The sequence below is a fragment of the Paenactinomyces guangxiensis genome, from assembly GCF_016055185.1.
Lineage (GTDB): Bacteria > Bacillota > Bacilli > Thermoactinomycetales > Thermoactinomycetaceae > Paenactinomyces > Paenactinomyces guangxiensis.
The window spans coordinates 133,072-158,695 of the sequence record NZ_JAECVR010000003.1 but is presented as its reverse complement, the minus strand read 5'-3'; the positions used below and the strand labels follow the sequence as shown (position 1 = coordinate 158,695).

Below are 25,624 nucleotides of genomic sequence, written 5' to 3'. Positions count from 1 at the left end.
GCTTAATAGCAGAACCTGTTCCACAGTGACAGCAAAGAAGCTTCTTTTTTGGTTAAAGATGAAAAAGAAGCTTCTTTGGTTATTAGAATTAACAGTTTATTATTGACGAAATTTTCCGATGCACAGCAAAAACAGGAAAACCAATTGAAAGCAATCCGATCTTTTATTGACCAAAAAATGGATGTGATAGCCCTGGCTCTTTTTGCTGGGCATGGAAATGGACGCATCACCGCCTGTGTCATCGAAGGGATTTTGCTGACGGGAGGCTATGAGAATCTGATTGGTCCGATGCTCGGCGTTATCGGTGTGATTCAAATGATCATCACCTTTCAAGGGACGTTGAATTCCTGGTGGACCAAGATCGCCGTCTGTTTTCTCTTATGTATTTTTATCGTCTTACAAAGAGTCATTGTATCCAGCCGGAATCAGGGTCTCATGGTCGGGAGCGGCCAACTGAAGCCAAATCAAAATAGCTTGCAAGTGACAAAGGAGAGAGAAGCTTAGACAGCAACGTCCGGGGGGTGATTCAAGTGTAAGATATAAAAGGCTCCAAATTCCATAAAAACAAGCATGATTTGATATCACCATTAAGGGGAGGAGCATGATGAAACAAAAAGCCTTACCAATACTGATAATTTTAATCCTTTTGGCAGTCCAGGCAATCGGAGGTTTTGCAAGCGGCGTTTCGGCAGAGGAAACCGGGCAAAGTTCTCTGCAACTCCACGGTTTGGTGGGTGAATATTATATCAGTTCCGGACGGGATCAGTTTGATTTTTACCAGAAAAAAGATGAGGTCATTGATCCAAACATTAACTTTCGGGACTTAAATCCGATTTTAAAATCTCTTACCGGCCAGGACGAGTATAATACGGTAAGGTGGACGGGGCAGATTGAACCCGAGTATTCCGAAGAGTATACCTTTTCGATGATTGGAGATAATGGTTTCAGGCTATGGATCAACAATCAATTGATCATCGATCATTGGGTCGATGATTGGGACAAAGAACAGATAGGGAAACCCATCACCCTGGAAGCAGGCAAAAAATACGATATAAAAGTGGAATATTTCGAGAATTGGGGCGGGGCGAACCTGTATCTCAACTGGTCCAGTGCCAGTCAGCCGAAACAAATCGTCCCTCATGAAGCATTTTACCTCCCGGAAGGCTATGTTTACGACGGTCCTTCATCTGCCAGCATTTCTGAAGACGGGAAAACGGCAGAGATCCAATTTGTTGAACCATTAAATCCGCTTCCCGGCGGCATCGCGGATCATCTGTCTTTGAATGTCGTGGGACATCCATGGCCAATTTCAAAGGTTTCTTTGAAACAAGGCGATGATTCGGTGATGATGCTTGAATTTGAATATCCCGTTTATGGGAAGGATGCAGATGTTGTCAGGCTGAACTATGATGGAAAAGGAGGCCTTACCACTAAAGAGGGCCGCTCTTTGTCCGCTTTTAACAGTCTGGTTGTCAATCATTCGAAATATCTGATCCAATCGCCGTGGGCGGAAAAAGTGTCGGCGGATAATGTTTTGCCGGAGTATCCAAGACCGCAAATGGTTCGCTCCAAATGGATGAACTTGAACGGGGAGTGGCAATTTGCTCCAGCGAAACAAGGTGACCCGCTCCCGAGCGGCAAAACTTTAAAGGAGAAAATTCTCGTTCCATTTGCAATGGAAGCGAAATTATCCGGAGTGGAGCGCCATGAAGAACGCAGCTGGTATAAACGACAATTTACCGTTCCGGATGATTGGGCCGGGCAGAGGGTTCTTCTCCATTTTGGAGCGGTAGACTGGGAAGCCAGCGTATATGTGAATGGCAAAAAGGCAGGAACCCATCGGGGCGGTTACGATTCATTCAGTTTTGATGTTACCGAGTACTTGGTAAAAGGAAAGAATGAATTGATTGTGGAAGTGTATGATCCGACAGATAAAGGCGATCAAGCGATTGGAAAACAAAGGCTCAATCCTGGAGGTATCTGGTATACATCGGTGACCGGTATTTGGCAGACGGTGTGGTTAGAGCCGGTTCCTACAGCCCATATCACCCAGTTGGACATGGTTCCCAATATCCACAACGAAATATTAAAATTAACCGTTAAAGGTGAGAAGGTGGAAGGTGCAACGGTCGAAGCCATCGCACTTAAAAATGGAAAAGAAGTGGGCAGGGCGAGCGGGACGGCAGGATCGGAAATCAAAATCCCGGTTCCCAATCCAACGCTATGGTCACCCGATGATCCTTTCTTATATGACTTAAAGGTAGAGTTGAAAAACGGGACAAGCCGTGATCAAGTGAACAGCTATTTCGGCATGAGAGAAATCAAGTTGGCAAAAGACGAGAAAGGCATCCTTCGCCCGATGTTAAACGGCAAATTTGTGTTCCAAATGGGGCCGCTGGATCAGGGATATTGGCCGGACGGAATCTATACGGCACCGACGGATGAGGCATTGAGATTTGATATTGAAGTGGTTAAAAAACTGGGCATGAACATGATTCGCAAGCATATGAAAGTAGAGCCTGACCGATGGTATTACTGGGCCGATCAACTGGGAGTCGTAGTATGGCAGGATATGCCAAGCATGTTTTATCATCAGCCGCTCACTCAGGAAAAGAAACAACAGTTTGAAAATGAATTTAAGGAAATGATTGACCAGCATCGCAGCCATCCGTCCATTGTCGTCTGGACCGTCTTTAATGAAGGATGGGGACAATACGATACGGAAAGGCTGACCAACTGGGTAAAAGACTTAGACCCGACCCGGCTTGTTAATAACGCCAGCGGATGGACAGATAAGGGCGTAGGTGATCTGATCGATTGGCATTGCTATGTCGGCCCTTGTGCTCCAACACCGACATCAACCCGCGCGGCCGTCCTGGGTGAATACGGGGGGCTTGGGTTAAAAGTACCCGGACACGAATGGAGCCCGAATGTGTTTAACTATGAAATGCAGGAAAGTAAAGAAGCATTAACCAAGCGTTACCTCGGGCTCATCGATCAGATTAAGCAGATGAAAGATACCGGATTGAGCGCTGCAGTGTATACGCAAACCACCGATGTCGAAATCGAAATCAACGGATTGCTCACCTACGACCGTAAAGTAGAAAAGGCCGACTTTATCCGGCTTCGACAAGCCCATAAAGAACTTGCGGGCACCAGCATTCCAGCCACCCGTCATCTCATAGAGATGTGTGAAGACTCCGGTGAAATCAAACATCCGCTTGCAGCTGAGCTAATAAATCAATTGAACCAGGCAGAACATCAACTGTCTGCCGGGCATCAAGACCAGGCCGTTAAACATATCGATGATTTTCTGAAACACTTGAACAAAAAAGTGACCGACAAGTTTGTAACCGGACAAGTAAAAGAACTTCTCAAAGTCGATGCCAATATGTTGAAAAGGATGTGGCAATAGAATCCGGATGACAGGTATAACACCCCTGTGCACTCAGACACGGGGGTGTTTGATTGTAATGGGCAATAATAAAAAAAGAACCAGAGAAGGGAGTGTCTTCCGTGAAGCAACCAGAACCAACCGATGAGAAAAACAACAACTTTCTAATCCACAAGAAGAAATAATGCAAAGTGAGGAGTCCAATCAAGAATGCATGGATATCCGCATTCCCGCTCACATGATCGGTGATCCTACAGAGATCTAGAGTTTGTACTCAGATTCCAAGTGCCGGATCAAGCGAAAAAAATGAGCAGTGATAAAGGAAAAAGCAACTAAGCTCTCTACAGTGACAGTCAAATCACTTTCAAAAAAGGCTTCTTTTCCATTTTTAAGGAAGAGAAGCTTTTTTATAGATCATAATTAACATAGCGGAAACCGATACTGAAACTCAAAACAATCCGCCCGGTCAACCATCAGGCAGACCAGGAGCAATTTGCCGTCCGGGTCAAATACTTTGCGGGTAATACGAACAATTGGAATTCTGGACTTTTCAGGCATTTGCAGTTCTTCCATTTCTGATGGTGAGGCAATGGAGCAGATCAGCGTTTCCTCACAGTCGCTTGGGTTCAGTCCATGGGATTTCATTGTTTCATATATATCGGCATTCGGTTGTTCCAGGAGTTCTTTCAAGGGTTCCAGCGGTACGGTATCCGGTATGTAGGATCGGGAGACCGCAACAATGATATCATCCCTTAACTGTAAAGTATGATGAAAAAGAGCGGGAAGCGTGATTTGCCCCTGGATTGCTTCTGGTATATCCTCCATATGATCAAGAATCTTACATTTGATTAAGACCTCTTTGCTGTTTCCTCCGTGCTCCGCGATAAAATCCCCTCTGCGATGAGACCTGGAAGGGAGAGGGCGGACCCTTCTCCTTTGCGTGGTATTTCCAGCGGAAAAGACCAAACCATCTCCGATTAAAGCGTTAACGGCATTTTGTACCGTTGCGGCATGGGCTTCAAATTCTTTCATTAACTCAAAATTGGTCGGAAACTCCTGCCAGGGCCTGAGTTCTCCCTGGTGGATGCGATCCCGCAAAATGTAATAAATGTCTTGCCATTTATTATTTTTGGGCATGTTTGATATACTCCTTTGCCGGCTGAATCTAGACTTTAGTTTAAAGGAAAATTGGAAAAATTTAAAGTTTGGTATTGCCAAATTTATCATCTATATATAGACTAATTACAGGGAATTAGGAAAATTTTATAAGGCTATTGATCTAAATATAGATCAATAGTGAGCGGTGATCTTCGCTAAAAGGAGTGTCTGCCGATGAGTGATGTACAGATTGGCAAGCCGGGACCGTACGGGGTGGTGCGTGTGAAGATGGTAACTTTAGACAAGGAAGTCATTGAGTTTCAATTAAAAGGTGTATCCATCGTCAAACAAGACCGGTTTATCACCCGGGTCACCGGCAAAAGCTTTGATATCTTTTACGATCCCAAAAGTGAATGGAGATAATGGACTTGTTTCGCTCATCAGGGAATGACACAATTGCTTGTAAAACCGGCTCCTCGTAACGGACGGGGAGCCGGGTGTTAATTCCTGTCAGAAACCTTTTATTTGAGCAGCTTTAAGAACTCTTTCATAAACCCGGGCAAATCGGGCCAGGCATGGGCGGATACCAGATTTCCGTCTACATGAAGGGGTTGATTCACATATTCGGCTCCGGCACTTACCACTTCGGGACGGCAACTCGTAAAAGCCGTCATCCGGCGACCCTTAACCGTTTCAGGGATCAGGCTGAAAATCAACGCCGCATGGCAGATGGCTCCAACTGGTTTGTTTGTTTCAAAAAAGTGCCGGACAATTTCCGGAACCTCTTTTTCCATGCGGATATACTCGGGAGCGCGCCCGCCGGGAATCATGCATGCGTCATAATCGGCAGCGTTTACGTCGGAAAACGCAATATGAGATTCCAAGCCGTAGGCCCATTTTTCTGTAAAGGTATCCATAACTGGCTCAAAATCATGAACTACGGTTTGCAACCTTTTTTTCTTAGGTGCGGCAATGGTTGCTTCATGTCCCTCTTCCAACAGCCGGTAATACGGATAAAACACCTCTAAAGCTTCAGCTGCGTCACCGGTAAGGATCAAAACTTTCGCCAATTGATTCACTCCTGTATGCTTGATAAGTTTCATTCGGTAGCTATATTCCCCATATTTTTCATAATCAAAACGTTAAGCAGGAGTTCATTTTGTATTTTTTCTGTGAAAGTACAGTGTGTTACAGGGGGAGGGCAGGATTTTTGTCTCGCTCAGATTGGCGCGCTGCGAGGAAGTAGAAATGGCTGCTCCAAAAACTGCATAAGGGGCGCAGGCAGTAAGGGCAGGGAAGCGAATTCAAGGAAGAATTGCCTCGCTTTTTCCCTTGTTCCGTTTTGAATGAAAACTTTTCTGCCAGGGTTATGTCGCCCAGGTCATGAGAGTTTTCTGGGAAAAGGAAAGGCCAATAAGGTCTAATCACCCCCACCGTCCCCGTCCCCTTTTTAAAATTTTTGAAATATAGGGCAATGAATTTACATTTCCTTTTCACAGGTTTAACATATACGTATCATACGTACCAGCAAGAGGTGGAATCTTGCTGAGAAAAAACTCATCACCACAATGGAACAAAAGAACATGGATTTATTTAGACAAAGGGGAAGCAGCAGATGATTGAAACGATACACTCCGAAATGGTGCAAAGGCTTGCGTCCGTCTATCAGGCTATGGACAGGCAGGATGAAGTTCATCGCGCTAAGCTTCTTGATTTGATACAAAAAGCCCGTAAACAGGAGTTTGTCATCGCCTTTTGCGGACACTTTTCCGCGGGCAAATCTACCATGTTGAATGAATTGTTTGGGGAAGATTTGCTGCCGACCAGCCCGATCCCTACAAGTGCGAACATTGTCAAAATACAATCGGGCCGCGAACGTGTCAGCCTCCTGTTGCCTTCCGGGGAAAGCCATACCTATGACGGGGCCTATACATATCAGGAATTAAAAGAACTCTGTAAAAACGGGGAGGAAGTGGTTGCGGTCTATGTTTACAGAGACACGTCTCATTTGCCGGAAGGTGTCAGCTTTCTCGATACACCCGGGATTGATTCAACGGATGACGCACACCGGATAGCGACGGAATCGGCTCTTCATCTGTCTGATGCTATTTTTTATATGATGGATTATAACCATGTGCAATCAGAGGTTAATTTACAGTTTGTGAAAGAGTTAAAGCAACGGCAAAAACGGGTGTTTCTGGTGATTAACCAGATAGATAAGCACCGCAAAACTGAACTCTCTTTTGAACAATATCAAAAAAGCGTCCGGGAGTCGTTTGAAAGCTGGGACATTGAAGCCGACGGCATTTTTTATACGTCTTTACGCGATCTGGATCATCCGTTTAATCAACTGGAGCAACTGAAGCAGTTGATCAACTGGATGATTGCGGACAGGGGAACCCTGATCCAACCGAGCATCTTCCATGAAGCGAACTATCTGGTTCAGGCTCACCTGGATCAGCTGGAAGAAAAAAATAGAGAGAGGTTCACCCGACTGCATGAACAACTCAACATCGATTCCTTACCCGGACAAGAACAGATTCAAACTATGCTGGCTTCGCTTCAGCGGGAACAAGAAGAGCTCACCAGACAGGGAGAAAAGGTGAAAACGGAGTATCAGCAGGGGATTGAATCAATCTTGAGAAATGCCTATCTCATGCCGTATGAAGTGAGAGAGCTGGCGCATCGCTATTTGGAAACGATGAAATCAAATTTTAAAGTGGGATTCCTCTTCTCAAAAACAAAAACGGAGAAAGAAAAGGAAGACCGGGCGAAAGCTTTTTATGAAAAGCTGAAACAAACAGTGGAAACACAGGTGGATATCCATGTCAAGCAATTTGTGATCCAGTTTTTAAAGCACCATCACATTTATTCAGAATCCCTTGGCGGACAAGTTTATCAGTCATCCATTTCTTTCGAGCCGTCTCTCCTGAAAAAGGTGATAAAAACCGGAGCAGGATTAACCGGAAACTATCTTTTGCAATACAGCGAAGACCTGGCAAACGAAATCAAACAAGCCTACCGCCGGCTTGCCAATTCCATCCATGACTCTTTTGCAGACAAAATAAAAGAACAGTTGAATCACAAACGGCAAGCCGTACACGAAAAGATTTGCATGTATGAACAGTACAAACAGGCAAGTGATGAAATTGTCTCATTACAGCAACAGCGTGAAGCATATAAGGAAGAGCTGAACCAATTGCTGGACGGGAGCAAAGCAGTTGAACACCCTGTGGACCTTGCCGCTCTAACGGCAATAGAGCAAACGATTCCCATTTCTAACGAACGGTTTGCCGTCACCGGTCACAAAAAAAGCGCAGAACAACCAGCAGTACAGCCGCCGGATGAGAAAACGGTTCCCGCTTCCACAGACTGGCCATCCAGAATCAAGCAGATCCTTGAACACGTAAAAAGATCGGAAGCCTATATGGACGGTCTTGTCGGGCTTAAAACCATCCGGCAAGAGGTAAAGCAGAAGCGGCAAAGAGCGGAAAATAAACAGTTTACCGTTGCCCTGTTTGGAGCCTTTAGCGCCGGAAAATCTTCATTTGCCAATGCGCTGATCGGCGAACAGGTTCTGCCGGTCTCGCCGAACCCGACAACGGCGACGATTAACAAAATCTGTCCACCTACCGCTGAGCATCCTCACGGTGAGACGGTGATCCGGTTTAAATCGGAGGATACGCTGTTTCAAGACTTAAAACAGGTGTATCAGTTGTTTCAAAAAGAAGTAAATTCACTTGCAGAAGCATTGCAGGGGATTGACAGCCTTTGTTCAGTACCGGCCCCCCATGCGAGACAAAAGGCAACCTTTCCTTTTTTACGCGCGGTTCAAAAAGGATTCCCGGCATTTTCTGCACAACTGGGGAGCGCCCGCACCTTAAACCTGAAACAGTTTGCGGAATATGTGGCGAATGAAGAAAAATCTTGTTTTGTCGAGCTGGCGGAACTGTATTATGATTGCCCGCTGACCCGGCAAGGCGTCACCCTCGTGGATACGCCGGGAGCCGACTCCATCCATGCCCGCCATACGGATGTTGCGTTTCAATATATCAAAAATGCGGATGCCATTCTGTTTGTCACTTATTACAATCATCCGTTTTCCAGGGCAGACCGCGAGTTTTTAATCCAGCTGGGGCGTGTGAAAGATACATTTTCCATGGACAAAATGTTCTTTCTGATCAATGCGGCCGATTTGGCATCCTCGAAGGCAGAACTGGCATCTGTGCATCAATATATCGGGGATCAGCTGCTCCAGTACGGCATCCGCAACCCCAGACTGTTTCCTGTTTCCAGTTTGCTCGCGCTGGAGGAAAAGAAAGGGGGCGGCAGCCGGAAAGAGGGGGTTCTGGCGGACTCAGGCATAACCGCTTTTGAAACAGCGTTTACTTCGTTTATGATGAAAGATCTGATGCTGGTTTCACTGCACAGCTTGAAAAGAGATTGTGAGCGGGCCGGCGGGATGCTGACTCAGATGGTCAGGGCCACCCGACAGGCAAACGAAGATAAACAACGGCAAAAACAGCTGTATGAACAAGAGAAGGCAATGATCATTCAAACCATCCAACAGGACCATACCCATACGGAAGAACACGCTTTGCAGCAGGAAATTCACGAGCTTTTATATTATGTGCGACAGCGGCTGTTTTTGCGATATCATGATGTTTTTTCCGAGATCATCAACCCTTCTGCTCTCCGTGACGACGGCGGCGACCTGAAGCAAAAACTGAAATCCTGCGTCATGGAACTGGTTGACTTTATGCAACACGACCTGCTGCAAGAAATGCGTGCCACCACGCTCAGGATTGAAAGATGGATGAACCGTAAGCTGGATTCTCATATGGATACCCTGAATGTGGCATGTAAAAAAATAAACGCTGAAATTCCGCTCTCCGGCAAACCGGATTATAGCCATGATCCACCGCGTTATGAGAAACCGTTTCAAGAGCTGACGATTCATTCCTTCAAACGGGCAGTTTCTATCTTTAAAAATAGTAAATCCTTTTTTGAGAAAAACGGGAAGGCATTGATGCGGGAAGAGATGAAAAAGATTTTGGAAACAGCGGTTGCCGGTTATTTGGAAGAACAACAGGAGCGGTTCTTTCATCATTATCAGAATGAATGGCGCAGTGCAACTGATCAGATCAAAGAAAAAGTGCAAAGAGACTGCGATAATTATTATGAAAGCCTCCTCTTTGCCTGCTCGGAAAAAGTTGATCCTGCTGCATATGAAGAGGCAGCGGCAAAGATTAAGCTGAGTGCAGAGGAAATAGAGAAGGAAATCAATCAGCTGTAAAATAAGCGGTTGAAAGGGATTTGGTTTAAAAACTTATCCAAATCCCTTCTCTTTTTTCACTCAATCAATGGTTCTACACCCCCTTCTGCAATTTCCAGCCAGCCTTCTGTCGCATTCAGTCTGGCGTTTACCCCGATGGGCAGAGTTAAATTGGGTATGCAGTGCCCGGCTTTCAGGCCGTAATAGGAGGGGACCCCCAGAGGTTGAATAATATCATACAGAACTTCTTGAATGGTCAGGCTTTTCTCCTCTTCTTCCGCCTCACAATCGCTGCAATCGGTAAATAGGATTCCATTTGCCTCTTGTAGCTTGCCGGCTGACCTTAATTGGGTGAGCATCCGGTCCAAGCGGTAAGGTTCTTCACCCACCTCTTCAATAAATAATATTTTTCCCGCTGTCTCCACTTCATATGGCGTTCCCGTTGTTGATGCCAGGAGGGATAGATTCCCTCCAACCAGCGGTCCTGTGGCTGTTCCGCCTGTAACGGTGTATTGAAATATCTCCCGTTGCCCGGGATATCTTCCAAGCGGACAAGGGTTGGTCAAGTGGCGGAACAATGCGGACCAGGAAAGGGAATCAGATTGTTTGGCCAGCTCAATGACCATCGGCCCGTGAAAGGTAACCAACCCCGTTCTCTTCTGAATGGCAAGGTGAATCGCAGTAATATCACTATAGCCGACAAAGATTTTGGGATTTTGCCTGATGATCTCGTAATCAATCAGATCCAGCATGCGGGTTGCCCCGTATCCACCCCGTAAGCAAAACACCGCTTTGACAGACGGGTCTGCAAACATCCGGTTGATATCTTCTGCTCTCAAGGTGTCACTTCCGGCCAGATAACCATTTCGCTGGTTTACCGATCGGCCTAATTTTACCCGATATCCGAAGTTTGCAAAGATTTGTAAGGCAAGTTCGATTTGCTCCGGCTCCGCAGGGCTGGATGGTGCAACGATGCCAATGGTATCCCCCGGTTGCAAAGCTTTTGGCTTCATCTGCTTAACCCCCGTTTTTTCTTTTCGTGATTATAAAATGCAAACAAACCAATCGTATGCTGCTTCTTTTATTGTATCGCTTAAATGTTTGTGATGAACTGCATGTTTCAAAATAATTGACCTTTCCGTTACGTGAACCTGTAACATCGATGATGCGACAAATGTAAGGGAGGTAAAAAGAGGTGAGTGTTTTAATTAAAAATGCTTTTATTGTAACAATGGCAGAACAAATGGGTTCACCGATTGCAGGAGATATTTTTATTGAAGGGCAAAATATCAGGGCAATCGGGGAAATTCCGGAAGAGATTGCTGCTTCGGCCAGTGAGGTGATCGATGCATCCGGCATGGTGGCGATGCCCGGACTGATCAATACACATAACCATTCTCCGATGTCACTGCTGCGGGCGTTCAGTGACGATTTAAGATTGATGGAATGGCTGGAGCAAAAAATGTTACCCGCCGAGGCCAATATGAGTGAAGAAGATATTTACTGGGGATCTCTGTTGGCAATTGCAGAAATGATCAAGTCCGGCACGACCTGTTTTGCTGATATGTATATTCATATGGATCAGATTGCCCGTGCCGTGAAAGATTCAGGAATCAGGGCTTCTCTGACCCGGGGGCTGATCTTTTTGGAAGATGACGGAGGAAAAAGGTTAAAAGAAGGTGTGCAACTGATTGAGAAGTGGACGGGAGCCGCCGAGGGCCGGATCACAACCATGATTGGCCCCCATGCACCCTATACCTGCCCGCCCCGGCCCCTCAAACAGGTGATAGAACTGGCTCGAGATATGAACGTCCCGATTCATATCCATCTGGCAGAAACAGAAGAAGAAGTGGACAAAATCCGGCAAAAATACCGACAAACCCCGACGGAGTATTTATATAAGCTGGGTATGTTTGACGGTTCTCTTCATGTGTTGCTGGCCCATGCCGTTCACCTCAGTGAAAAAGATATAAGCCTGATCAAGTTAAACAAAGGCGGGGTTGCCCATAATCCAACCAGCAACCTGAAGCTGGGCTGTGGAATTGCGCCGGTTAAATCTTACGTTGAGCAAGGGATACTGGTCGGGCTGGGAACAGATGGTGCGGGCAGCGCGACATCGTTGGACCTGTTTAAAGAAATAAATGCAGCCGCCGGATTGCAAAAGGTGATCCATAAAGACCCTGCAGCTTTAGATGCGGGTACCGTTTTAAGAATGGCCACTGTAAACGGAGCAAAGCTGTTGAACATTCATGAAATTGCCGGATCGCTGGAAATTGGGAAAAAGGCTGATCTCATCCTGGTCAACATGAACCGGCCCCATTTGATGCCCCTGCACAATATCTTTTCATTATTGGCCTATGCTGTTACCGGAGCTGACGTGGATACCACCATTGTGAATGGAAGGGTACTAATGAAAAACAGAAAACTGTTAACGATTGATGAGGATCTGTTATTTAAAGAAGTTCTCACCAGAGCCCGCCGAATTGTGCGGGGAGTATAAACAGTTGCCGTTACAGATACGGGGAAGCTGAAATGTCAACTGGTAACATTTACAGCTTCCTTAATTCAAAATGTTTTTTTATCATTGAATTGTATGGGATAGGATTGATTTTCACGGGGGAGCGAGAGTGCATTGCTCTCGCTCATTTTCAAAAACAAAAATCCCATTGCCGGAAACAGGGAAGGGATCGGGTTTACTATAAGTTATTGGATGACGACGTTTTTCCTGTCATCTGGCGGGTACTCGATCAGTAAACAATCGTGAGGCCTGCCTTCCAAGACACACTTCATGTCCTGGAGAATGATTTTCATCAGTTTCAGTTCCAACTCATTTTCTTCTGTCCATGTACCATTCAGCTTCAGTTGATGAGCTTCTCTTTCCCATTCCTTTATTAAAGCTTTCAATTTACGATATTTCTCGGGTATCTCTTCATAACTGCCAATTGAATAGACTTTGTCTTTCGCCATGTGAGAGCCCCCTAATTTAATATGCTACTTAGATTTTCTCATATTTGCCGGCACAAAAAAATAAAAATATGGCTAAAATATTTTCCAAACTTGTATTTGTAATTTTTTAATAATTCCGTGATTGTTTTTGTTATCAAAGTCTTATTTTTTGCGTATATATAAAAAATAATTGAGGTGTGTACCAATCAAAATCGACAAATGGTAGAATGAAAATTCCAAAAAATTATGGTAGTAAATTGCTGCCAGAGAACGAAGCAAGGGAAAAGTTCGGGGGAACAGCGGAAACCTGAGAATTTTAATCGCGAGGGACTCTATTAGGCAGGTAAATTCTACGTTCAACACTAGAAGCTGCAAAGTTTCTGTGTTAGTATTATGGTGAACCACTCGCCATTTCAAGGGCGAGTTTCTCCTTTCATCCGGAACGGAAAGCACTCTTCATGCCCTGGAAATTTATTTAAGTAATTGAGTGAGTACTATCCATTTTATGTGTCAATTGTTCCGACTTTGTCACACCCTCGTATGATTCAGATTTCCAAAGGCAGCATATGTGTCTGCAGACTTCCTAAGACTGCTTTCTTTCGTTTCGGAATAGAAAGTTTGTTCTAAGCACCCTGCCGGGGATCTTGAACAGAGCGAGCCATCATCTGTCCCTTGGGATGGTAAGTCTGATCGCTCTCAATTCACAAATGTACAGATTATAAGGGGATTAGGATGAGAAAACCATCTTTACTTATTGCAACGGCTTGTTTGACAGTTCTGATTGTTTTTTTGCCGCCGAGCAATAAAGCCTGGTTATATAAATGGGAATCTTTTCTTGATTCGGAGAGTCTGCCTGCTGTGACCCAAGATGTTTCCGATGAGGAAGAATCGGATTTTAAAAGTGATTCCAAAGTAGATACGTCTAAGTTAACCAAGCCGAACAAGGTACAGCCCGCTTTCTCCAGATCCGAAAAAATCCAACCCATTGCCCTCGCCGTTTATTCTCAGAAAAAAAAACCGTATCTTCGTTTAAAGGAGATTGAAGAACGTTTACCGGTCAAGGCCAGAGTGGACAAAAAAGATGGAGAGATTTTTCTCACCTATGAACAAACAACATTTCGTATGCTTCGGGATGTACCAGTCCTTGAAATCAATGGAATCTTTATTCCTATGGAATCGCCGCCCGTGCTGGCAGACGGGGAAGTCTGGCTGCCTGTCTCCATCGTTCAGCAGGTTTTCAGACAACAAATTTCTGTAAGCGGGAACCAGGCTTTTTGGAAAGAAAACCCCGCAGCAGTACCAGCCTTTGCCGAGAAAAAAAATGTGTCTGCCTTCAGTGTACACCAGATGAGCGATTATCTTTCATTTCTGAAAACCCCCATTCAAGGGGCCCATGTTAGTACCAGAATGTCGCATCTCCCGGGTGCACCCAGGACTTACCGCAACGGAGTGCACGAAGGGATCGACTGGTATAGCTACGGAACCGGGGTGCAAATCAGCAAAAAAACGCCAGTAATATCCATGGCTGACGGAATTGTGGTTCGGGCAGACCACGATTATAAAGAAATGACCGTTTCCGAGAGGCAGCGATTGCTCGCACGCGGCAGGGATAATAACGGACAAACTCCGGCCTACATCCTGGATAAGCTGCGCGGCCGGTCGGTGTGGGTACAGTATGACAAAGGCGTACTGGCCCGCTATGTCCACTTGGATCGCATTTCCAAAGAAGTGAAAGTGGGTCAGAAGGTAAAAACCGGTCAACTGATCGGCTATGTTGGCAACTCGGGAACCAGTGACGGTGCAAAAGGGAACAACCGGGGACTCCATCTCCACCTGGATATTTTGATCTACGGCGACTGGTTCTGGAAAAATTATTCCATGGCAGAACGGCGCGAGATTTTGGAGCAAGTGTTTTAATTATAAACTCAAAAAGTGACAAAATACTTTTCTCCGGTGTTAATCGTTGTCAAAGATTAACACCTTCTTGCTTTTGCATGATAAACAGGCCCGCCCCCGGATGTTCACGAACGATCCTTTCCCAAACCGGTGCGCGGATTCCATGGCCCGGTTTAGTAATCTTTACACTCTATTATTGAAGCCGTTAAAAGCTCTTTAATTTATCCTGGTACCATGGTATTATACAAGAATGTCAACAGTGGACGGAGGTGGGGGCGATTGAAGAGTTTAACAACTTGGCTTGTCCGTTATGATCATTCCCTGATCCATCTTGTGAATTGTCAGTGGAAATGCCGTTTTCTGGATTGGTTCATGCCTCGTGTCACCCATCTGGGCGGAGCAACTGCTACTCTGAGTTTTTTGGCCTTATGGCTGATGGTGATGCCAAAAATGATAAAAATGTGGGCAGTCGAGGGCTTTATTGCCCTGGTGAGCAGCCATCTGGTCGTTCACTTTCTTAAAATGTTTCTGCCTCGAATCCGTCCTTATTTACAGATCCGGCATTTGCACACGTTTCCAAATCCACTGACCGATTACTCATTCCCATCCGGCCATACGACAGCCGCATTTTCGATTGCCATTACATTCGTGATGCATGCACCTGCACTGATCGGTATTTTTCTCCCATATGCAATAACCGTCGGATTTTCACGGATGTATCTGGCCCTGCACTATCCCACGGATGTCATCATCGGCACCTTCTTGGGCAGCGGCTTTGCGGTGGGTACGGTATTGTTGTTTGAGCTGTTTTAAAGCGCTCAGGTTAAAGACTGCTGAACTGTTCGCGGATCAGCAGTCTTTTTTTGTGGAAATGATGAGTTTTCTACATTAGCGGGATGACGTTTTGCAAAACTAATGATCTATGAAAATGCGCGGGTGGAAAAAGAGACCGATGTCCATTTGTTATTTGATCTAAAAATTAAGCAAAAGGGGTGATGGACGCGGGGACAGACCGTGGGAAAGGGGAAGTGGAGAAAGCCCCTGTAAACCATTATTGATCTGTTGAATGAACGGTATGGAACCAACTTTTCAAGTACTGACAAGCTCTTTTTTGATCAGGTGGAAGAGGACTTTCTAAATGATGAAGAGTTCCAGGAAACAGTCAAAGAATATCTTTTGGATTCGATATACCAGACGATATACCAGAAGCTGAATAATGACAGGAGATAAGAGAGGAAAAGTAGTATAAAGATTTTAAAACCCCCGTGTTTTGCGGGGGAATTTATCATGTGTAACAAGGATTTAATTTTAGTACGTGTCGTTAATAATCTGCTTGACAAAAGTGATAAGAATACAAACAATCATAGTTTAATCTGTTTCGCATTTGATAATGACATATATCTGCATTGAGAAAATGTTTGATAAGAAAATAAAAACGCCCAATTTCTCGGCGTTTTAGTTCCTAAAAAATTTATCTATTTTCAATATGCTTACCCTTTATCCGCTGATTGATTTACCACCATCCACCATCATAATACTTCCAGTAATCCACTTGGCTTCAGGAGACATCAGAAAATAAACAGCATTGGCTATATCCTGTAGTTCCCCCATTCCAAATGGATAAGTCTTACAGACTCCTGATAAAAACTGATCATACTCTTGCCTCTCCATTACGCCATTTGAAACTTGAAAGCCACTGCTTACCATACCAGGGTTAACTGAATTTACTCTGATCCTATATTTCGCCAGTTCCTTAGCTACTGCTTTCGTTAACATATCCATTCCTGCTTTGCTTACCGAATAGGCAATGGAGCTCCCGGCCAGTTTTGATGAGATGGACGAGATATTCACAATTGATGGGTACTTTGACTCTTTAAGCAAAGGTAATAAGCGTTGCGTAACCATATATGCTCCGGTTAAGTTAACATCCATCGTTTGCTTCCATTTTTCAATACCAAGCTCTTCGATCCCGTCGGGAAAGATAATCCCGGCAGAATTTACGAGACCATCCAGGTGACCATACCGATCAAAAATCTCTTTGTAAAGTTTCGTTAAATCCTTTTCATTAAAGATATCGCCTTGATCTGGTTCGCATATTTTCAGGCGAGGAATATCAGGGGGCAATGGAGGATCAAACATACATTGTGGCTGCCGTTTATGTGACCCGTGAAATTCTGGGAGAGACCCGGGCAAACGGAGTGGAGAGCGGGCGGCTCGGATACTTTCCTCTCAAAAAGCTCCCCGACAACATGGATATACGATTTAAGGATTGCATCGGCGCCTATTTGTCAGTTTCAATGTGATGGAAATCATTAATCAAAGTTATGGTATGATTGCTGAGGACGTACATACTGTATTGACAATCTGCACGGGTGAAGTCTTGGGCTTTCAGACAGGTTTTTTCCGAAATGTAACTTTATGTCCGTTTAACAGGAATAATATCTGGAAAAAAGAAGCTAAAGTCTTGATCGATGATTGAAAACCATGACCAGTACGACACAACCTGGTATGAAAGTTTTAATCATGCCGGGGAGGCAGGTTTTCTGGGGAGCGATTTTTGGCGACCGACCGACGGAAAAAACGGAACAAGGGAAAAAGCGAGCGAGGCAACTCTACCTTGAATTCGCTTTCCTGCCTAATGCCTGTGCCCCTTGTGGAGTTTTTGGAGCGGCTATTTCTACTTTCTCGCAGGACGCCAATCTGAGCGAGACAGAAATCCTGCCCTCCCCCTGTGACACACAGCACTTTCACAGAAAAAGGATGGTAACAAGATGAGGTCCGCAGAAATGACTGACACATTCAACTTAATTATGACCGTTAAGGCTGAATCGTTACAAGCCGGATTAACTGAACTGTTTGCCGTTGACAATCAAGCAAAGCTTGAACAGTGGCTGGATGAAGGAGTCGGGCTTGTCCGTTTAAGCCGGGGCTTTAACAGGATGACTGAACAATTTCTCCAAAAAAAGCCTGTGTTTATACAGCACCTTTGTCCCGTTCATGTATCTGTCAAGATCAGCAATCAAAGGGATGATCTTGCATTGCTTTTGTACCATGTTCAGGAAATGGAGCATTTGCTGGACCCGAAAAAATCCTTCTCTGTTCAAACCAGATTTACAGGCTCCAACAACCCTAAAGCCTATAAAAGATTTGAAGTGAATGAGACCATCTCAAATGCGGTTGAAGCATTGGGATATGTATTAAATGTCAGCCAACCGGAGCAAGTGGTTTCCATCGTTTTGTCAGATGAGAGGGGTTATCTGGGAATATCACCAGTAAACCGGAATTTAAGTGCGTGGGCGGGAGGGAAGCACAGGTTTGCCCAGGAGAAAGGTCAAATTTCAAGAGCTGAATTTAAGCTGCTGGAGGCCATCGATGTATTTGATGTTCCCATCCCGAAACATGGCACCGCGATTGATTTAGGGGCGGCACCGGGAGGATGGACCCGGGTTTTGCTTAAATATAACTTCAAAGTATATGCCGTCGATCCCGCCGAATTACATCAGTCATTAAAAAGGTATCCCCAGGTTGTCCATTTTAAGGAAACCGCGCAGGTTTTTTTAAAAAGACACAGCGGTTTGAAAGTAGATCTGATTGTGAATGACATGAGAATGGATGTGAAAGAATCGGTATCCCTGATGGGAGAGATCAGGCAGAGCTTAAAGGCCGGCGGCTATGCAATCATGACATTGAAACTGCAAAAAAAGCAGATCCGGAAAACGGTCAATCAGGCAATTGCCCAATTGGAAAGATGGTATCAGATATTGGGTGTGAGGCAGTTATTCCATAACAGGTCGGAAGTAACCGTTTTTATGAAACAGAAATGAGCAGACATAAAAACCAGCCCTGGCTTTCAAAGTGTGTCTGAGTGCCGGGGCTGGTTCGTTTCTGACAGGGCTGACTACCCCTTACGTTCGTTAAAATACATGATGCGGTCATTGAACAGGTGTAATTCCGCTTGAAGCTGCTTGGCCAGGAATTTGGCATATTCATTCGCTTTCGCTTTATCCCCGTGGGTGGCGCGATCTGGCAGGACGATTTGGATGTAATGGGGTCCTGTCTCCTTTTCCTGTCCGGTGCCGATCATCAGGTAATTATAATGTTGTCTGTTTTTCCCTGTGAGCAATAAATAATGAATGCCTTCTTGTTCACGTTCTTCCATTTCATATGGAAAAGCGGCTTCCTGATAGTCCCAGTCCAACTGTTGGCCGGTGTAGGATGTCATCTCCTGATAATAGAGCATGAGGTTTTTTGTTTCTTCTAACGTGATTTCGCTTTGTTTTGAACCTTTCACCAATTTTATGTATGCGCTTTTACTCAAGGTTATATCCCCCTCGTCCCCAACATAAAACATTCATTCCCATCTTAGCATGTGAAAGAATGTTTTATCAATCACGGGGGTCTCAGTCAGGTTTCATTTACGGGCGAAATTTTTTGGAACCTTTTGTATGTCGGGAGCGTTTAATAATAAAAGGCTAACCTTTATGCTCCGGACAATCCATGCGCAGTTGGTTTTGCAGCAGCGGTTGATTGATGAGATGACAATAGTGGGGAGCATCAGAACCGGGATCGGCGTCTCTTTGAAAATATTTGCAGGTCATACACATACGGATGGTTGAGATTAAGCCCGCCTGTTGCAGGGAATGAATCAGGTTCATTAAAAAAAGCATCACCGTTTCTTTGTCACAAGAGGCTGTGGAGATCACTTCCAGCTGTACAATACTGGCCCAGTGTGAAAGTTTCCCGGCCAGCTTTTCTCCATCACTGGTCAGTTCAAGAATAGAGATACGCCGGTCCGTGTCACTGGGAGTTCTCACGATTAATTTTTTTTCTAATAACGATTTGGCCGCCTCACTGATCGTTGCCCGCGATACAATGAATTCCCCGGCCAGCTGGCTGACGGTGCATTGCAAATGGCGGTGATGGTATATATGAACCAGAATCTGGATTTGTATGGGACTCAGATTATATTCGATAGCCTCTTTCCAAAGAAGGGTTTTAAAAGCCTGGGCAATGCGCTCCAGTGCTACAACAATTTTGCTGTCTAAATCCTGTTGTTGTTTGGATAAGTCAAATATAGAGTCCATCGCCGTTTTTCCTTTCTCATAAATCTGAAACGAATCTATCGGTTTATTTTATAGGTTGACTTTTAGTTAGGAATCCTATATAAAAGAGATGCTACCCAATTTTTCGCAAAGTGTTTTTCCACTCATTTATTTTTTAAATATTATAAATTGTATTGTAAATTGGTTGCTTCCTCAAGCTTTCGTGATATACTGTTTGCTATTTTATCTATTGATGATGGGGGAATTTCTGATGCGCAAAGCGGATCTGTTAGACGAGCTACGCTCAGAGGTTGGTGTTGTGTCAGACAAGTCATATGGAGAGATTGATAAATTATATCAATTTGTTTGCCATATACTGTCTGAAAAAGTACCTGTCTATCAATGTGTGAGTATCTATCTTGCCAAATCTGCCATTTTTCAGTGCAAATACCATAATGGTTGCCGGTTGCTGCCTGATGTGATTCCCTTTGGCGAAGGCTTTTTGAGCCTTGCTGCCGTGCGTGGCGGAGTTGTGCGTGAAAAAAGAGGGGGGAGAACGGAAGTGTTTGTCCCCTTTTACCAGGGCCACCATTTGATCGGAGAACTGGTGGTGATCGGCAAGCCAGGCGGAGTGATTGATGATGAAGATGTTTCTCTCTTTTGTGAACTGGCCTCACTGTTTGAAACCAAGGTAAAAGAATGTAACTCTTAATACCGGAGGTTGCCGCCGGACAAAATTGGCAGTCCCTGGGATTCTGTATTTCCGCTTTCCCGCCTTTCAACGGATCATATATAAGCTTTTCTTTAAAGATAGCAGATTTTTGATCTTGGTGATAGTTAAATTTTTTATGGGGTGGGGATTCTATTTAGTACGAATTAACATTTATTTTTATGTTTAAGTATGTTAACTTTTTTTGAACTTAGTGTTTTAATGTTTTAGCAGTGGTAAAATGGGGTATCAAACATATACTTGCAACTATTTCGGCAAGGATGTTGTTTGCAGTACCTAGAGAGGAGTTTTTATTTTAACACAAAACTAAAAAGAAAAATCTTCTAAATTAAAAGTGAGGAGGAGATATGATGAGTCTTTATGAACGCCTATACGACGAATCCGAAAAAGCCAAAGTGCGATTTGTCGGTTTTATTTCGGAGAATGGTCGCTACGATTTCGGAATTGTGTACACCCACATGTTTTTCGGGAAACCGCTTGTGGTCTGTATGCAAACAGGACGCTCCTCGTTGCTTTCTTTAGAAGATGCAGATAATCGGGAGTACTTACAAAAGATCTTTAACCTGAGAACGAGAGAGGAAGCGGAAGAGATCTCGATATTCTTTAAAAATAACCTTCCCTCCACTTCAATCGAGGCAGAAGCGGAGCATTAATCAAATTTGTGGGCAAATCCCCCGGGATTTGCTTTTTTTTGGGCTATTTTACATATTATTTTCGGTAATTGACATAAAAAGTATAGCATAATATACTATTAGTGACATCATATTAAAAGCGTTTTCATTTATATACGCTCGGATGGAGGGGTTCTTGATGGAAGCCATCATCTGTCAAACCTGTGATGAAGTGATTACCTATGTAGAGTCGGAAAAAGCGGGAACTCTTTACGGCAAATGCGTGGGTTGTGATGAGCACAAAGAAGAAAGCAATAATTAAAAAAACAGAAGCCACTGGAAATCCCGGTGGCTTTTTCTTGATATCCTCATATTGTACTTCCTGTTTCAGGTTTGTTCTCTTTAATCACGCGAATGGTTTGAATACTGGGGTCTTCTGTTCCTTGAACCGGCAACCCGGCTTCCATGTTCTCTTGAATATAAATAATATTTTCAGCGGTGATTCGCTCACCGGGCATCAGAACGGGTATTCCCGGCGGATAAATCATTATGAACTCTGCGCTGATGCAGCCGATGGATTCAGTGAGCGGAACAGAACAGGTTTCACTGTAAAAAGCGTCCCGGGGAGAAAGGACTAATTCCGGCAGTTCGGGCAGACGAATGTTCACTTTGGTCAATGGGTCCGGATGATAAAATTGCCTGGACAGGTCTTGCAGAGCCGTGAGCAGAGCTGAAATGGTTTCTTCTGTATCCCCGGGTGTTACCAGACAAAGAATATTATAAAGGTCACTCAACTCCACTTCGATATTGTGATGATCTCGCAGCCATCTCTCTGCATCATTGCCGTTGATGCCCAGATTTTTCAGATGAATCAGCAGTTTGGTTTCATCAATATCATAAAGGGCATCACTCCCCAGCCATTCCCTGCCGACACAGTGAAGCCCGGGGATTTCATTGATCTGTCTGCGGGCATAATCGGCCAGCTGTAAGGTACGCTCGATAAACTGATGTCCTTCTACCGCCAGATAACGACGGGCTGCATCCAGTGAGCCGAGCAACAAATAGGATGTTGATGTGGTTGTCAACATACTGATGATCGCCTGTACCCGGCGAGGATTGACCAATCTGCCGCGCACGTTGAGGACGGAGCTCTGGGTTAGCGACCCGCCGAGCTTGTGTACACTGGTTGCCGCCATATCGGCACCTGCGTCCATCGCGGAGACGGGCAGGCGTTGGTGGAAATGGGTGAGAACCCCGTGAGCTTCGTCAACGAGAACGGGAATGCCCCAAAGATGCACCCGCTCCACAATCTCTTTCAGGTTTCCGGCAATCCCGTAATAAGTTGGATTGATTAACAGGACAGCTTTGACATCAGGGTGTTGTTGCAGAGCCTTTTCCACTTCACAGGCGGTGACCCCGTGAGCGATCCCCAGTTGTTCATCCATTTCGGGATGGACAAACACAGGCAGGCCGCCGGCAAGAATAATCGCGGATAAAACAGATTTGTGTACATTTCGCGGAACAATAATCTTGTCTCCCGGGTTGCACACAGACATAACCATGGTCATAATGGCACCGCTGGTACCCTGAACAGAAAAATAGGTGTAATCAGCCCCGAATGCTTCGGCAGCCAATTCCTGTGCTTCTTGAATAATGCCATGGGGATGATGTAAATCATCCAGCGGTTCAATATTTATCAAATCAATGGACAAGGCATTGGAACCGATGAAATCACGAAATTCCGGGTCCATACCCTGTCCTTTTTTGTGTCCGGGTATATGGAATTGAATGGGATTTCTCTTTGCATGTTCTTTCAATCTGGTGAACAGCGGGGTACGATATTGTCTTTCATTCATGGGTTCCGCCTGCCTTTACGATTAATATGCACGACGGATAGTATAACAAAAATGATTCAGCAACGAAAGATAGAAATTTATTCCTGGATGTGAATCAGAAACATTAGGGACGTCGGGTAGGTCAGGCTCCTTTCGGAGCCGTTCCTCCCTAAGAACCGGCGTACGGGTTTCCCCGTACACGGCTCAAGCCTCTTCAAACGCCCCGTAGGGGACGCGGTTTTCTTTTGTTTACACACAGGGCAAATGCCCTGTTGCAGACTGTAGAAAAACCAGTTCTGAAAACTGTCCATTTACATGGAAGGATGGTTCCTTAATTGGAAATATTTTCAGAGGATCGTTCACTTACCCCAGGAAGGTCAACAACCTCAAAGTCCAGATCAAATCCCCGATTCTTTTACTGTTTCATGTAAAATTGAGATCCTTTCCAACTATTTTCCGTCCCTGGCTTGATAATCGCGCACCGTTACTTTTACATCCACGTTCACTGTCGCGCGGCTAAACTCTTTGTCCCAATCTTTTTTTACTTTTTGCCAAACGCGCGGATATTGGATTCTGAGCTGGTCCCCAAAACCGGCAACATCAGCTTTGTACTGCTTTTGGATTTTTTTCAGCGTTTGGCCTGCAAGTCGTTTTATTTCTCGTTGTGTGGCTCTTTCCACTCTTTTTAAGAACTGGTTGTCAAAAGCGGTATCGGCAGGTATCCAGTCTTCGTACAAGGTCCCTTCTGTTTCAATTTCCACGTCAAAGAAGATTTTTTCTCCTTGCACATGCGGCTGGATGTTGCTTGAGATAGACTGGGGCTCATAAACCAAAAGCCGGTGTGTTTTTTCGTCGAACCCTTTCACTAAGTCTCCCTTTACCCGTCCGGTCAGCCAGTTGAGGCCTTTCAATTCCTCCTCCTTCAGAAAACCGATCAACCTTTTGGTGCTGCCCTTGATGACGGCACCTCCTGCAAATTTTACCTTGTTATCTTTGGCAATGGCTGTTTGCAGAAGAAAACTGGAGTTTGCTGACATCTTGGTCGATACTTTTGCCAAAGTCATGGCGGGTAACAGTCTGGCTGTTTTTCTTTCATTATCTGCGATTCCGATCAGTTTAAATGCCGGAATTTCGCCTGGATCCGCAACTTCTAAAGTATCGCTGGCACGTCCCTTGGCGATGAGCACGATCGGGCTTAATCTGACTTCATAGCCGCGGAGAAAACGATCGGTCAAGTGCTGCATATTCATATTTCGTGCAAGTTCCTCGCCGAACACAAGCACTTTAGTATGCTCCCCAGAAGCGAGACGGTCGTCTGTAAGCATTAATTCACGGATGGAGTGAGGTATGGAGTCTCCGGTGGCAGATCTGTTTATAAAAGGCATCTCTCGTTTTTCTCCGCCTCCCTCTCCTCCCGCAAATGCTTTGGGAACAACCCTTTGCAATGTCACGGTGATTAGATGCTTGGTGTGCTCCCTAGGGACCACCTCCTCCGTTTCCTCTTCAGGACCCTCTTCACTCGCTTTATCCAAAGCGATGCCTACGATAAATCCTAATTCCTCGATTTCTCTTTTGTCCCAGCATCCCCCCGCAAAGAGGAGGAATGAAAGAAACAAAAACAGAATCCTAGGATACCGGATCATGTTTTTTCCCCCTTAGTATGGCGACGATCATCAGGACTGGCACGATCACGATAACAAGAAACAACTGAAGGTAACCGATCCAGTCTCCTAACTTAAACACGGTATTGAGATTTTTCGGGGTCATGGCAATGATGTATATCATCGGCAGCAAGGCATACATAAATAACTGGTCCTGTTTTTTAAACAGCTGGGCCAACCCGAGGGCGGCAAAATAGTGAGCCCCGACCAAGGTTGCAAAAAGCTCCATAATCCAGAGGGCCAGGAGAAAAGTTTCATAACGTTCAAAAATGATGCCAGTCACTTCAAACGACCTGAACAGACTGACGGTTGGCCATGTGTATGTCGTTACCTCATCCACACCAAAGGATCCTACCACGATCGCCACGATGATGATGTACATAAAAATTGGAGTCAGCGTGCCAAGCACAATGGCTTGAACGGCTTTGTTCGGTTCTTTCATAAATGCGTTCAACACCAGCATGATTTCAAAGCCTATATACGACAACGCAGTTACACTCAGCCCTTTGAGCACCGGAGAAATACCCAAGCCCATCACCGGGCGCAGGTTATTGATTTCGAAAACTTGAAAGCTTATACCGAGAAGGACGAAAAAAATAATAACCGTAATCGGCAGCAAAATTTGAAAGAGGCGGACAATCGGGTTGATTCCGGCGGTAATCAGATACATGCCGACAAACATGAAGGTGAGGATGGTCGCTTCCCCCGCGGTTTGCGGGAGCAAAAACAGTTTCGTTACTTCAGACATGCCGCGGGCTTCAAGTCCGGCAACCAATGTAAAGTAAATTACCATGATGAGATTAAACAGCCCGCCCAGCCACTTTCCCGTGATCTCCCGGCTGAATTGATAAAATGTTTTTCCCGGAAAGCGCCGGCACAATTTAGCGATCATGATCCCGACAACCATCGCAATGACACCACCAAGTAGGACAGAAATCCAGCCGTCCGGTGTTCCTGTTTTCTCGGTAACCCCTCTTGGCAAAGTCAGAATTCCAAACCCAAGAATAAAGGAGGTTACAGCTACAGCTGCTTGTATAGTGGTTATGCGGTCTTTCGGGCGGGTAATCAACGGATGTACACTTCCTTTAGACATGGATTCTAGCTGCGGCTCTTGGCAGTGACAGAATCCCCAATCG

At 45.0% G+C, this 25,624-nt stretch carries 23 protein-coding genes; 13 read left to right on the top strand and 10 right to left on the bottom strand.

The window, feature by feature from the left end; genetic code table 11:
• Positions 1 to 48: 48 nt before the first annotated feature.
• The gene (locus tag I8U27_RS05170) at positions 49 to 504 is read left to right on the top strand and encodes an ABC transporter permease family protein (RefSeq protein WP_198065851.1); all 456 of its coding nucleotides are present in this window, start codon (positions 49 to 51) and stop codon (positions 502 to 504) included.
• 100 nt (positions 505 to 604) lie between these two features.
• Complete coding sequence (locus tag I8U27_RS05165; RefSeq protein WP_181751553.1) at positions 605 to 3,415, top strand: FIMAH domain-containing protein; 2,811 nt, start codon at positions 605 to 607, stop codon at positions 3,413 to 3,415.
• 399 nt (positions 3,416 to 3,814) lie between these two features.
• Here the strand turns inward: I8U27_RS05165 and I8U27_RS05160 are convergent, their stop codons facing one another.
• The gene (locus tag I8U27_RS05160; protein WP_181751552.1) at positions 3,815 to 4,531 is read right to left on the bottom strand and encodes a GntR family transcriptional regulator; all 717 of its coding nucleotides are present in this window, start codon (positions 4,529 to 4,531) and stop codon (positions 3,815 to 3,817) included.
• A gap of 195 nt (positions 4,532 to 4,726) precedes the next feature.
• Between I8U27_RS05160 and I8U27_RS05155 the strand changes: the two genes are divergently transcribed.
• Positions 4,727 to 4,915, top strand: a complete 189-nt coding sequence (locus tag I8U27_RS05155) for a hypothetical protein (protein WP_181751551.1) — start codon at positions 4,727 to 4,729, stop codon at positions 4,913 to 4,915.
• 98 nt (positions 4,916 to 5,013) lie between these two features.
• Here I8U27_RS05155 and I8U27_RS05150 read toward each other — a convergent pair whose 3' ends face one another.
• Positions 5,014 to 5,595 carry a DJ-1/PfpI family protein gene (locus I8U27_RS05150; RefSeq protein ID WP_181751550.1) on the bottom strand — a complete coding sequence of 194 codons (582 nt, stop codon included), beginning with the start codon at positions 5,593 to 5,595 and terminating at the stop codon, positions 5,014 to 5,016.
• Between the two features lie 512 nt (positions 5,596 to 6,107).
• On the opposite strand from I8U27_RS05150, the gene I8U27_RS05145 reads away from it, so the two are divergent.
• Positions 6,108 to 9,788, top strand: coding sequence for a dynamin family protein (locus I8U27_RS05145; RefSeq protein ID WP_181751549.1), 3,681 nt, complete (start codon positions 6,108 to 6,110; stop codon positions 9,786 to 9,788).
• A 56-nt stretch (positions 9,789 to 9,844) separates the two neighbouring features.
• On the opposite strand, the gene I8U27_RS05140 is transcribed toward I8U27_RS05145, so the two are convergent.
• Positions 9,845 to 10,780 (bottom strand): S66 peptidase family protein, encoded by a 936-nt coding sequence (locus I8U27_RS05140; RefSeq protein ID WP_181751548.1) that lies wholly within the window; start codon positions 10,778 to 10,780, stop codon positions 9,845 to 9,847.
• Between the two features lie 182 nt (positions 10,781 to 10,962).
• Here I8U27_RS05140 and I8U27_RS05135 point away from each other — a divergent pair, with 182 nt between their 5' ends.
• A complete protein-coding gene (locus tag I8U27_RS05135; RefSeq protein WP_309506115.1) occupies positions 10,963 to 12,267 on the top strand; it encodes an amidohydrolase in 1,305 nt (434 codons plus the stop codon).
• Between the two features lie 203 nt (positions 12,268 to 12,470).
• Here the strand turns inward: I8U27_RS05135 and I8U27_RS05130 are convergent, their stop codons facing one another.
• Positions 12,471 to 12,734, bottom strand: a complete 264-nt coding sequence (locus I8U27_RS05130) for a hypothetical protein (protein WP_181751547.1) — start codon at positions 12,732 to 12,734, stop codon at positions 12,471 to 12,473.
• A gap of 711 nt (positions 12,735 to 13,445) precedes the next feature.
• On the opposite strand from I8U27_RS05130, the gene I8U27_RS05125 reads away from it, so the two are divergent.
• Together I8U27_RS05125 and I8U27_RS05120 are read left to right on the top strand one after the other, a co-directional pair.
• On the top strand, positions 13,446 to 14,630 hold the full coding sequence (locus tag I8U27_RS05125) for a peptidoglycan DD-metalloendopeptidase family protein (protein ID WP_181751546.1): 1,185 nt from the start codon (positions 13,446 to 13,448) through the stop codon (positions 14,628 to 14,630).
• 258 nt (positions 14,631 to 14,888) lie between these two features.
• Positions 14,889 to 15,422: a phosphatase PAP2 family protein gene (locus I8U27_RS05120; RefSeq protein ID WP_181751545.1), complete on the top strand. Its 534-nt coding sequence runs from the start codon at positions 14,889 to 14,891 to the stop codon at positions 15,420 to 15,422.
• Positions 15,423 to 16,106: 684 nt separating this feature from the next.
• Here the strand turns inward: I8U27_RS05120 and I8U27_RS05115 are convergent.
• Positions 16,107 to 16,748, bottom strand: a complete 642-nt coding sequence (locus tag I8U27_RS05115) for an SDR family NAD(P)-dependent oxidoreductase (protein ID WP_181751544.1) — start codon at positions 16,746 to 16,748, stop codon at positions 16,107 to 16,109.
• Between I8U27_RS05115 and I8U27_RS05110 the strand changes: the two genes are divergently transcribed.
• The 3 genes from I8U27_RS05110 to I8U27_RS05100 all read left to right on the top strand — a co-directional run bounded on the left by I8U27_RS05110 (position 16,733) and on the right by I8U27_RS05100 (position 18,433).
• Positions 16,733 to 16,912 carry an NUDIX hydrolase gene (locus tag I8U27_RS05110; protein WP_181751543.1) on the top strand — a complete coding sequence of 60 codons (180 nt, stop codon included), beginning with the start codon at positions 16,733 to 16,735 and terminating at the stop codon, positions 16,910 to 16,912. The genes I8U27_RS05115 and I8U27_RS05110 overlap by 16 nt on opposite strands.
• A 168-nt stretch (positions 16,913 to 17,080) precedes the next feature.
• The gene (locus tag I8U27_RS05105) at positions 17,081 to 17,230 is read left to right on the top strand and encodes a hypothetical protein (RefSeq protein ID WP_181751542.1); all 150 of its coding nucleotides are present in this window, start codon (positions 17,081 to 17,083) and stop codon (positions 17,228 to 17,230) included.
• Positions 17,231 to 17,380: 150 nt separating this feature from the next.
• Positions 17,381 to 18,433 (top strand): SAM-dependent methyltransferase, encoded by a 1,053-nt coding sequence (locus I8U27_RS05100; RefSeq protein WP_181751541.1) that lies wholly within the window; start codon positions 17,381 to 17,383, stop codon positions 18,431 to 18,433.
• Between the two features lie 74 nt (positions 18,434 to 18,507).
• Here the strand turns inward: I8U27_RS05100 and I8U27_RS05095 are convergent, their stop codons facing one another.
• Complete coding sequence (locus I8U27_RS05095) at positions 18,508 to 18,927, bottom strand: DUF1885 family protein (RefSeq protein ID WP_181751540.1); 420 nt, start codon at positions 18,925 to 18,927, stop codon at positions 18,508 to 18,510.
• Positions 18,928 to 19,081: 154 nt separating this feature from the next.
• Entirely contained in the window at positions 19,082 to 19,693 is a 612-nt protein-coding gene (locus tag I8U27_RS05090) for a MarR family winged helix-turn-helix transcriptional regulator (protein WP_181751539.1), read from the bottom strand.
• A gap of 229 nt (positions 19,694 to 19,922) precedes the next feature.
• Between I8U27_RS05090 and I8U27_RS05085 the strand changes: the two genes are divergently transcribed.
• The 3 genes from I8U27_RS05085 to I8U27_RS05075 all read left to right on the top strand — a co-directional run bounded on the left by I8U27_RS05085 (position 19,923) and on the right by I8U27_RS05075 (position 21,314).
• Positions 19,923 to 20,363: a hypothetical protein gene (locus tag I8U27_RS05085; protein ID WP_181751538.1), complete on the top strand. Its 441-nt coding sequence runs from the start codon at positions 19,923 to 19,925 to the stop codon at positions 20,361 to 20,363.
• Positions 20,364 to 20,731: 368 nt separating this feature from the next.
• A complete protein-coding gene (locus I8U27_RS05080; protein ID WP_181751537.1) occupies positions 20,732 to 21,034 on the top strand; it encodes a DUF3055 domain-containing protein in 303 nt (100 codons plus the stop codon).
• A 157-nt stretch (positions 21,035 to 21,191) separates the two neighbouring features.
• Positions 21,192 to 21,314 carry a GapA-binding peptide SR1P gene (locus tag I8U27_RS05075; RefSeq protein ID WP_181751536.1) on the top strand — a complete coding sequence of 41 codons (123 nt, stop codon included), beginning with the start codon at positions 21,192 to 21,194 and terminating at the stop codon, positions 21,312 to 21,314.
• 46 nt (positions 21,315 to 21,360) lie between these two features.
• Here the strand turns inward: I8U27_RS05075 and I8U27_RS05070 are convergent, their stop codons facing one another.
• From I8U27_RS05070 to I8U27_RS05060, 3 genes are all read right to left on the bottom strand, one after another.
• On the bottom strand, positions 21,361 to 22,848 hold the full coding sequence (locus I8U27_RS05070; protein ID WP_181751535.1) for an aminotransferase class I/II-fold pyridoxal phosphate-dependent enzyme: 1,488 nt from the start codon (positions 22,846 to 22,848) through the stop codon (positions 21,361 to 21,363).
• Between the two features lie 428 nt (positions 22,849 to 23,276).
• Positions 23,277 to 24,470: a Ger(x)C family spore germination protein gene (locus I8U27_RS05065; protein ID WP_181751534.1), complete on the bottom strand. Its 1,194-nt coding sequence runs from the start codon at positions 24,468 to 24,470 to the stop codon at positions 23,277 to 23,279.
• Positions 24,454 to 25,557 carry a GerAB/ArcD/ProY family transporter gene (locus tag I8U27_RS05060; protein WP_181751597.1) on the bottom strand — a complete coding sequence of 368 codons (1,104 nt, stop codon included), beginning with the start codon at positions 25,555 to 25,557 and terminating at the stop codon, positions 24,454 to 24,456. Before I8U27_RS05060 ends, I8U27_RS05065 begins: the two co-directional genes overlap by 17 nt.
• Between the last annotated feature and the right edge of the window lie 67 nt (positions 25,558 to 25,624).

What these genes read in the sequence shown, in the direction of transcription:
- I8U27_RS05080 (WP_181751537.1), top strand. Translation starts at nt 20,732, where the DNA reads ATGAGTCTTTATGAACGCCTATACGACGAATCCGAAAAAGCCAAAGTG.
- I8U27_RS05160 (WP_181751552.1), bottom strand. Translation starts at nt 4,531, where the DNA reads ATGCCCAAAAATAATAAATGGCAAGACATTTATTACATTTTGCGGGAT.
- I8U27_RS05155 (WP_181751551.1), top strand. Translation starts at nt 4,727, where the DNA reads ATGAGTGATGTACAGATTGGCAAGCCGGGACCGTACGGGGTGGTGCGT.
- I8U27_RS05150 (WP_181751550.1), bottom strand. Translation starts at nt 5,595, where the DNA reads ATGAAACTTATCAAGCATACAGGAGTGAATCAATTGGCGAAAGTTTTG.
- I8U27_RS05145 (WP_181751549.1), top strand. Translation starts at nt 6,108, where the DNA reads ATGATTGAAACGATACACTCCGAAATGGTGCAAAGGCTTGCGTCCGTC.
- I8U27_RS05105 (WP_181751542.1), top strand. Translation starts at nt 17,081, where the DNA reads ATGATTGAAAACCATGACCAGTACGACACAACCTGGTATGAAAGTTTT.
- I8U27_RS05140 (WP_181751548.1), bottom strand. Translation starts at nt 10,780, where the DNA reads ATGAAGCCAAAAGCTTTGCAACCGGGGGATACCATTGGCATCGTTGCA.
- I8U27_RS05110 (WP_181751543.1), top strand. Translation starts at nt 16,733, where the DNA reads ATGGAGGATCAAACATACATTGTGGCTGCCGTTTATGTGACCCGTGAA.
- I8U27_RS05130 (WP_181751547.1), bottom strand. Translation starts at nt 12,734, where the DNA reads ATGGCGAAAGACAAAGTCTATTCAATTGGCAGTTATGAAGAGATACCC.
- I8U27_RS05075 (WP_181751536.1), top strand. Translation starts at nt 21,192, where the DNA reads ATGGAAGCCATCATCTGTCAAACCTGTGATGAAGTGATTACCTATGTA.
- I8U27_RS05070 (WP_181751535.1), bottom strand. Translation starts at nt 22,848, where the DNA reads ATGAATGAAAGACAATATCGTACCCCGCTGTTCACCAGATTGAAAGAA.
- I8U27_RS05165 (WP_181751553.1), top strand. Translation starts at nt 605, where the DNA reads ATGAAACAAAAAGCCTTACCAATACTGATAATTTTAATCCTTTTGGCA.
- I8U27_RS05065 (WP_181751534.1), bottom strand. Translation starts at nt 24,470, where the DNA reads ATGATCCGGTATCCTAGGATTCTGTTTTTGTTTCTTTCATTCCTCCTC.
- I8U27_RS05125 (WP_181751546.1), top strand. Translation starts at nt 13,446, where the DNA reads ATGAGAAAACCATCTTTACTTATTGCAACGGCTTGTTTGACAGTTCTG.
- I8U27_RS05090 (WP_181751539.1), bottom strand. Translation starts at nt 19,693, where the DNA reads ATGGACTCTATATTTGACTTATCCAAACAACAACAGGATTTAGACAGC.
- I8U27_RS05115 (WP_181751544.1), bottom strand. Translation starts at nt 16,748, where the DNA reads ATGTTTGATCCTCCATTGCCCCCTGATATTCCTCGCCTGAAAATATGC.
- I8U27_RS05100 (WP_181751541.1), top strand. Translation starts at nt 17,381, where the DNA reads ATGAGGTCCGCAGAAATGACTGACACATTCAACTTAATTATGACCGTT.
- I8U27_RS05085 (WP_181751538.1), top strand. Translation starts at nt 19,923, where the DNA reads ATGCGCAAAGCGGATCTGTTAGACGAGCTACGCTCAGAGGTTGGTGTT.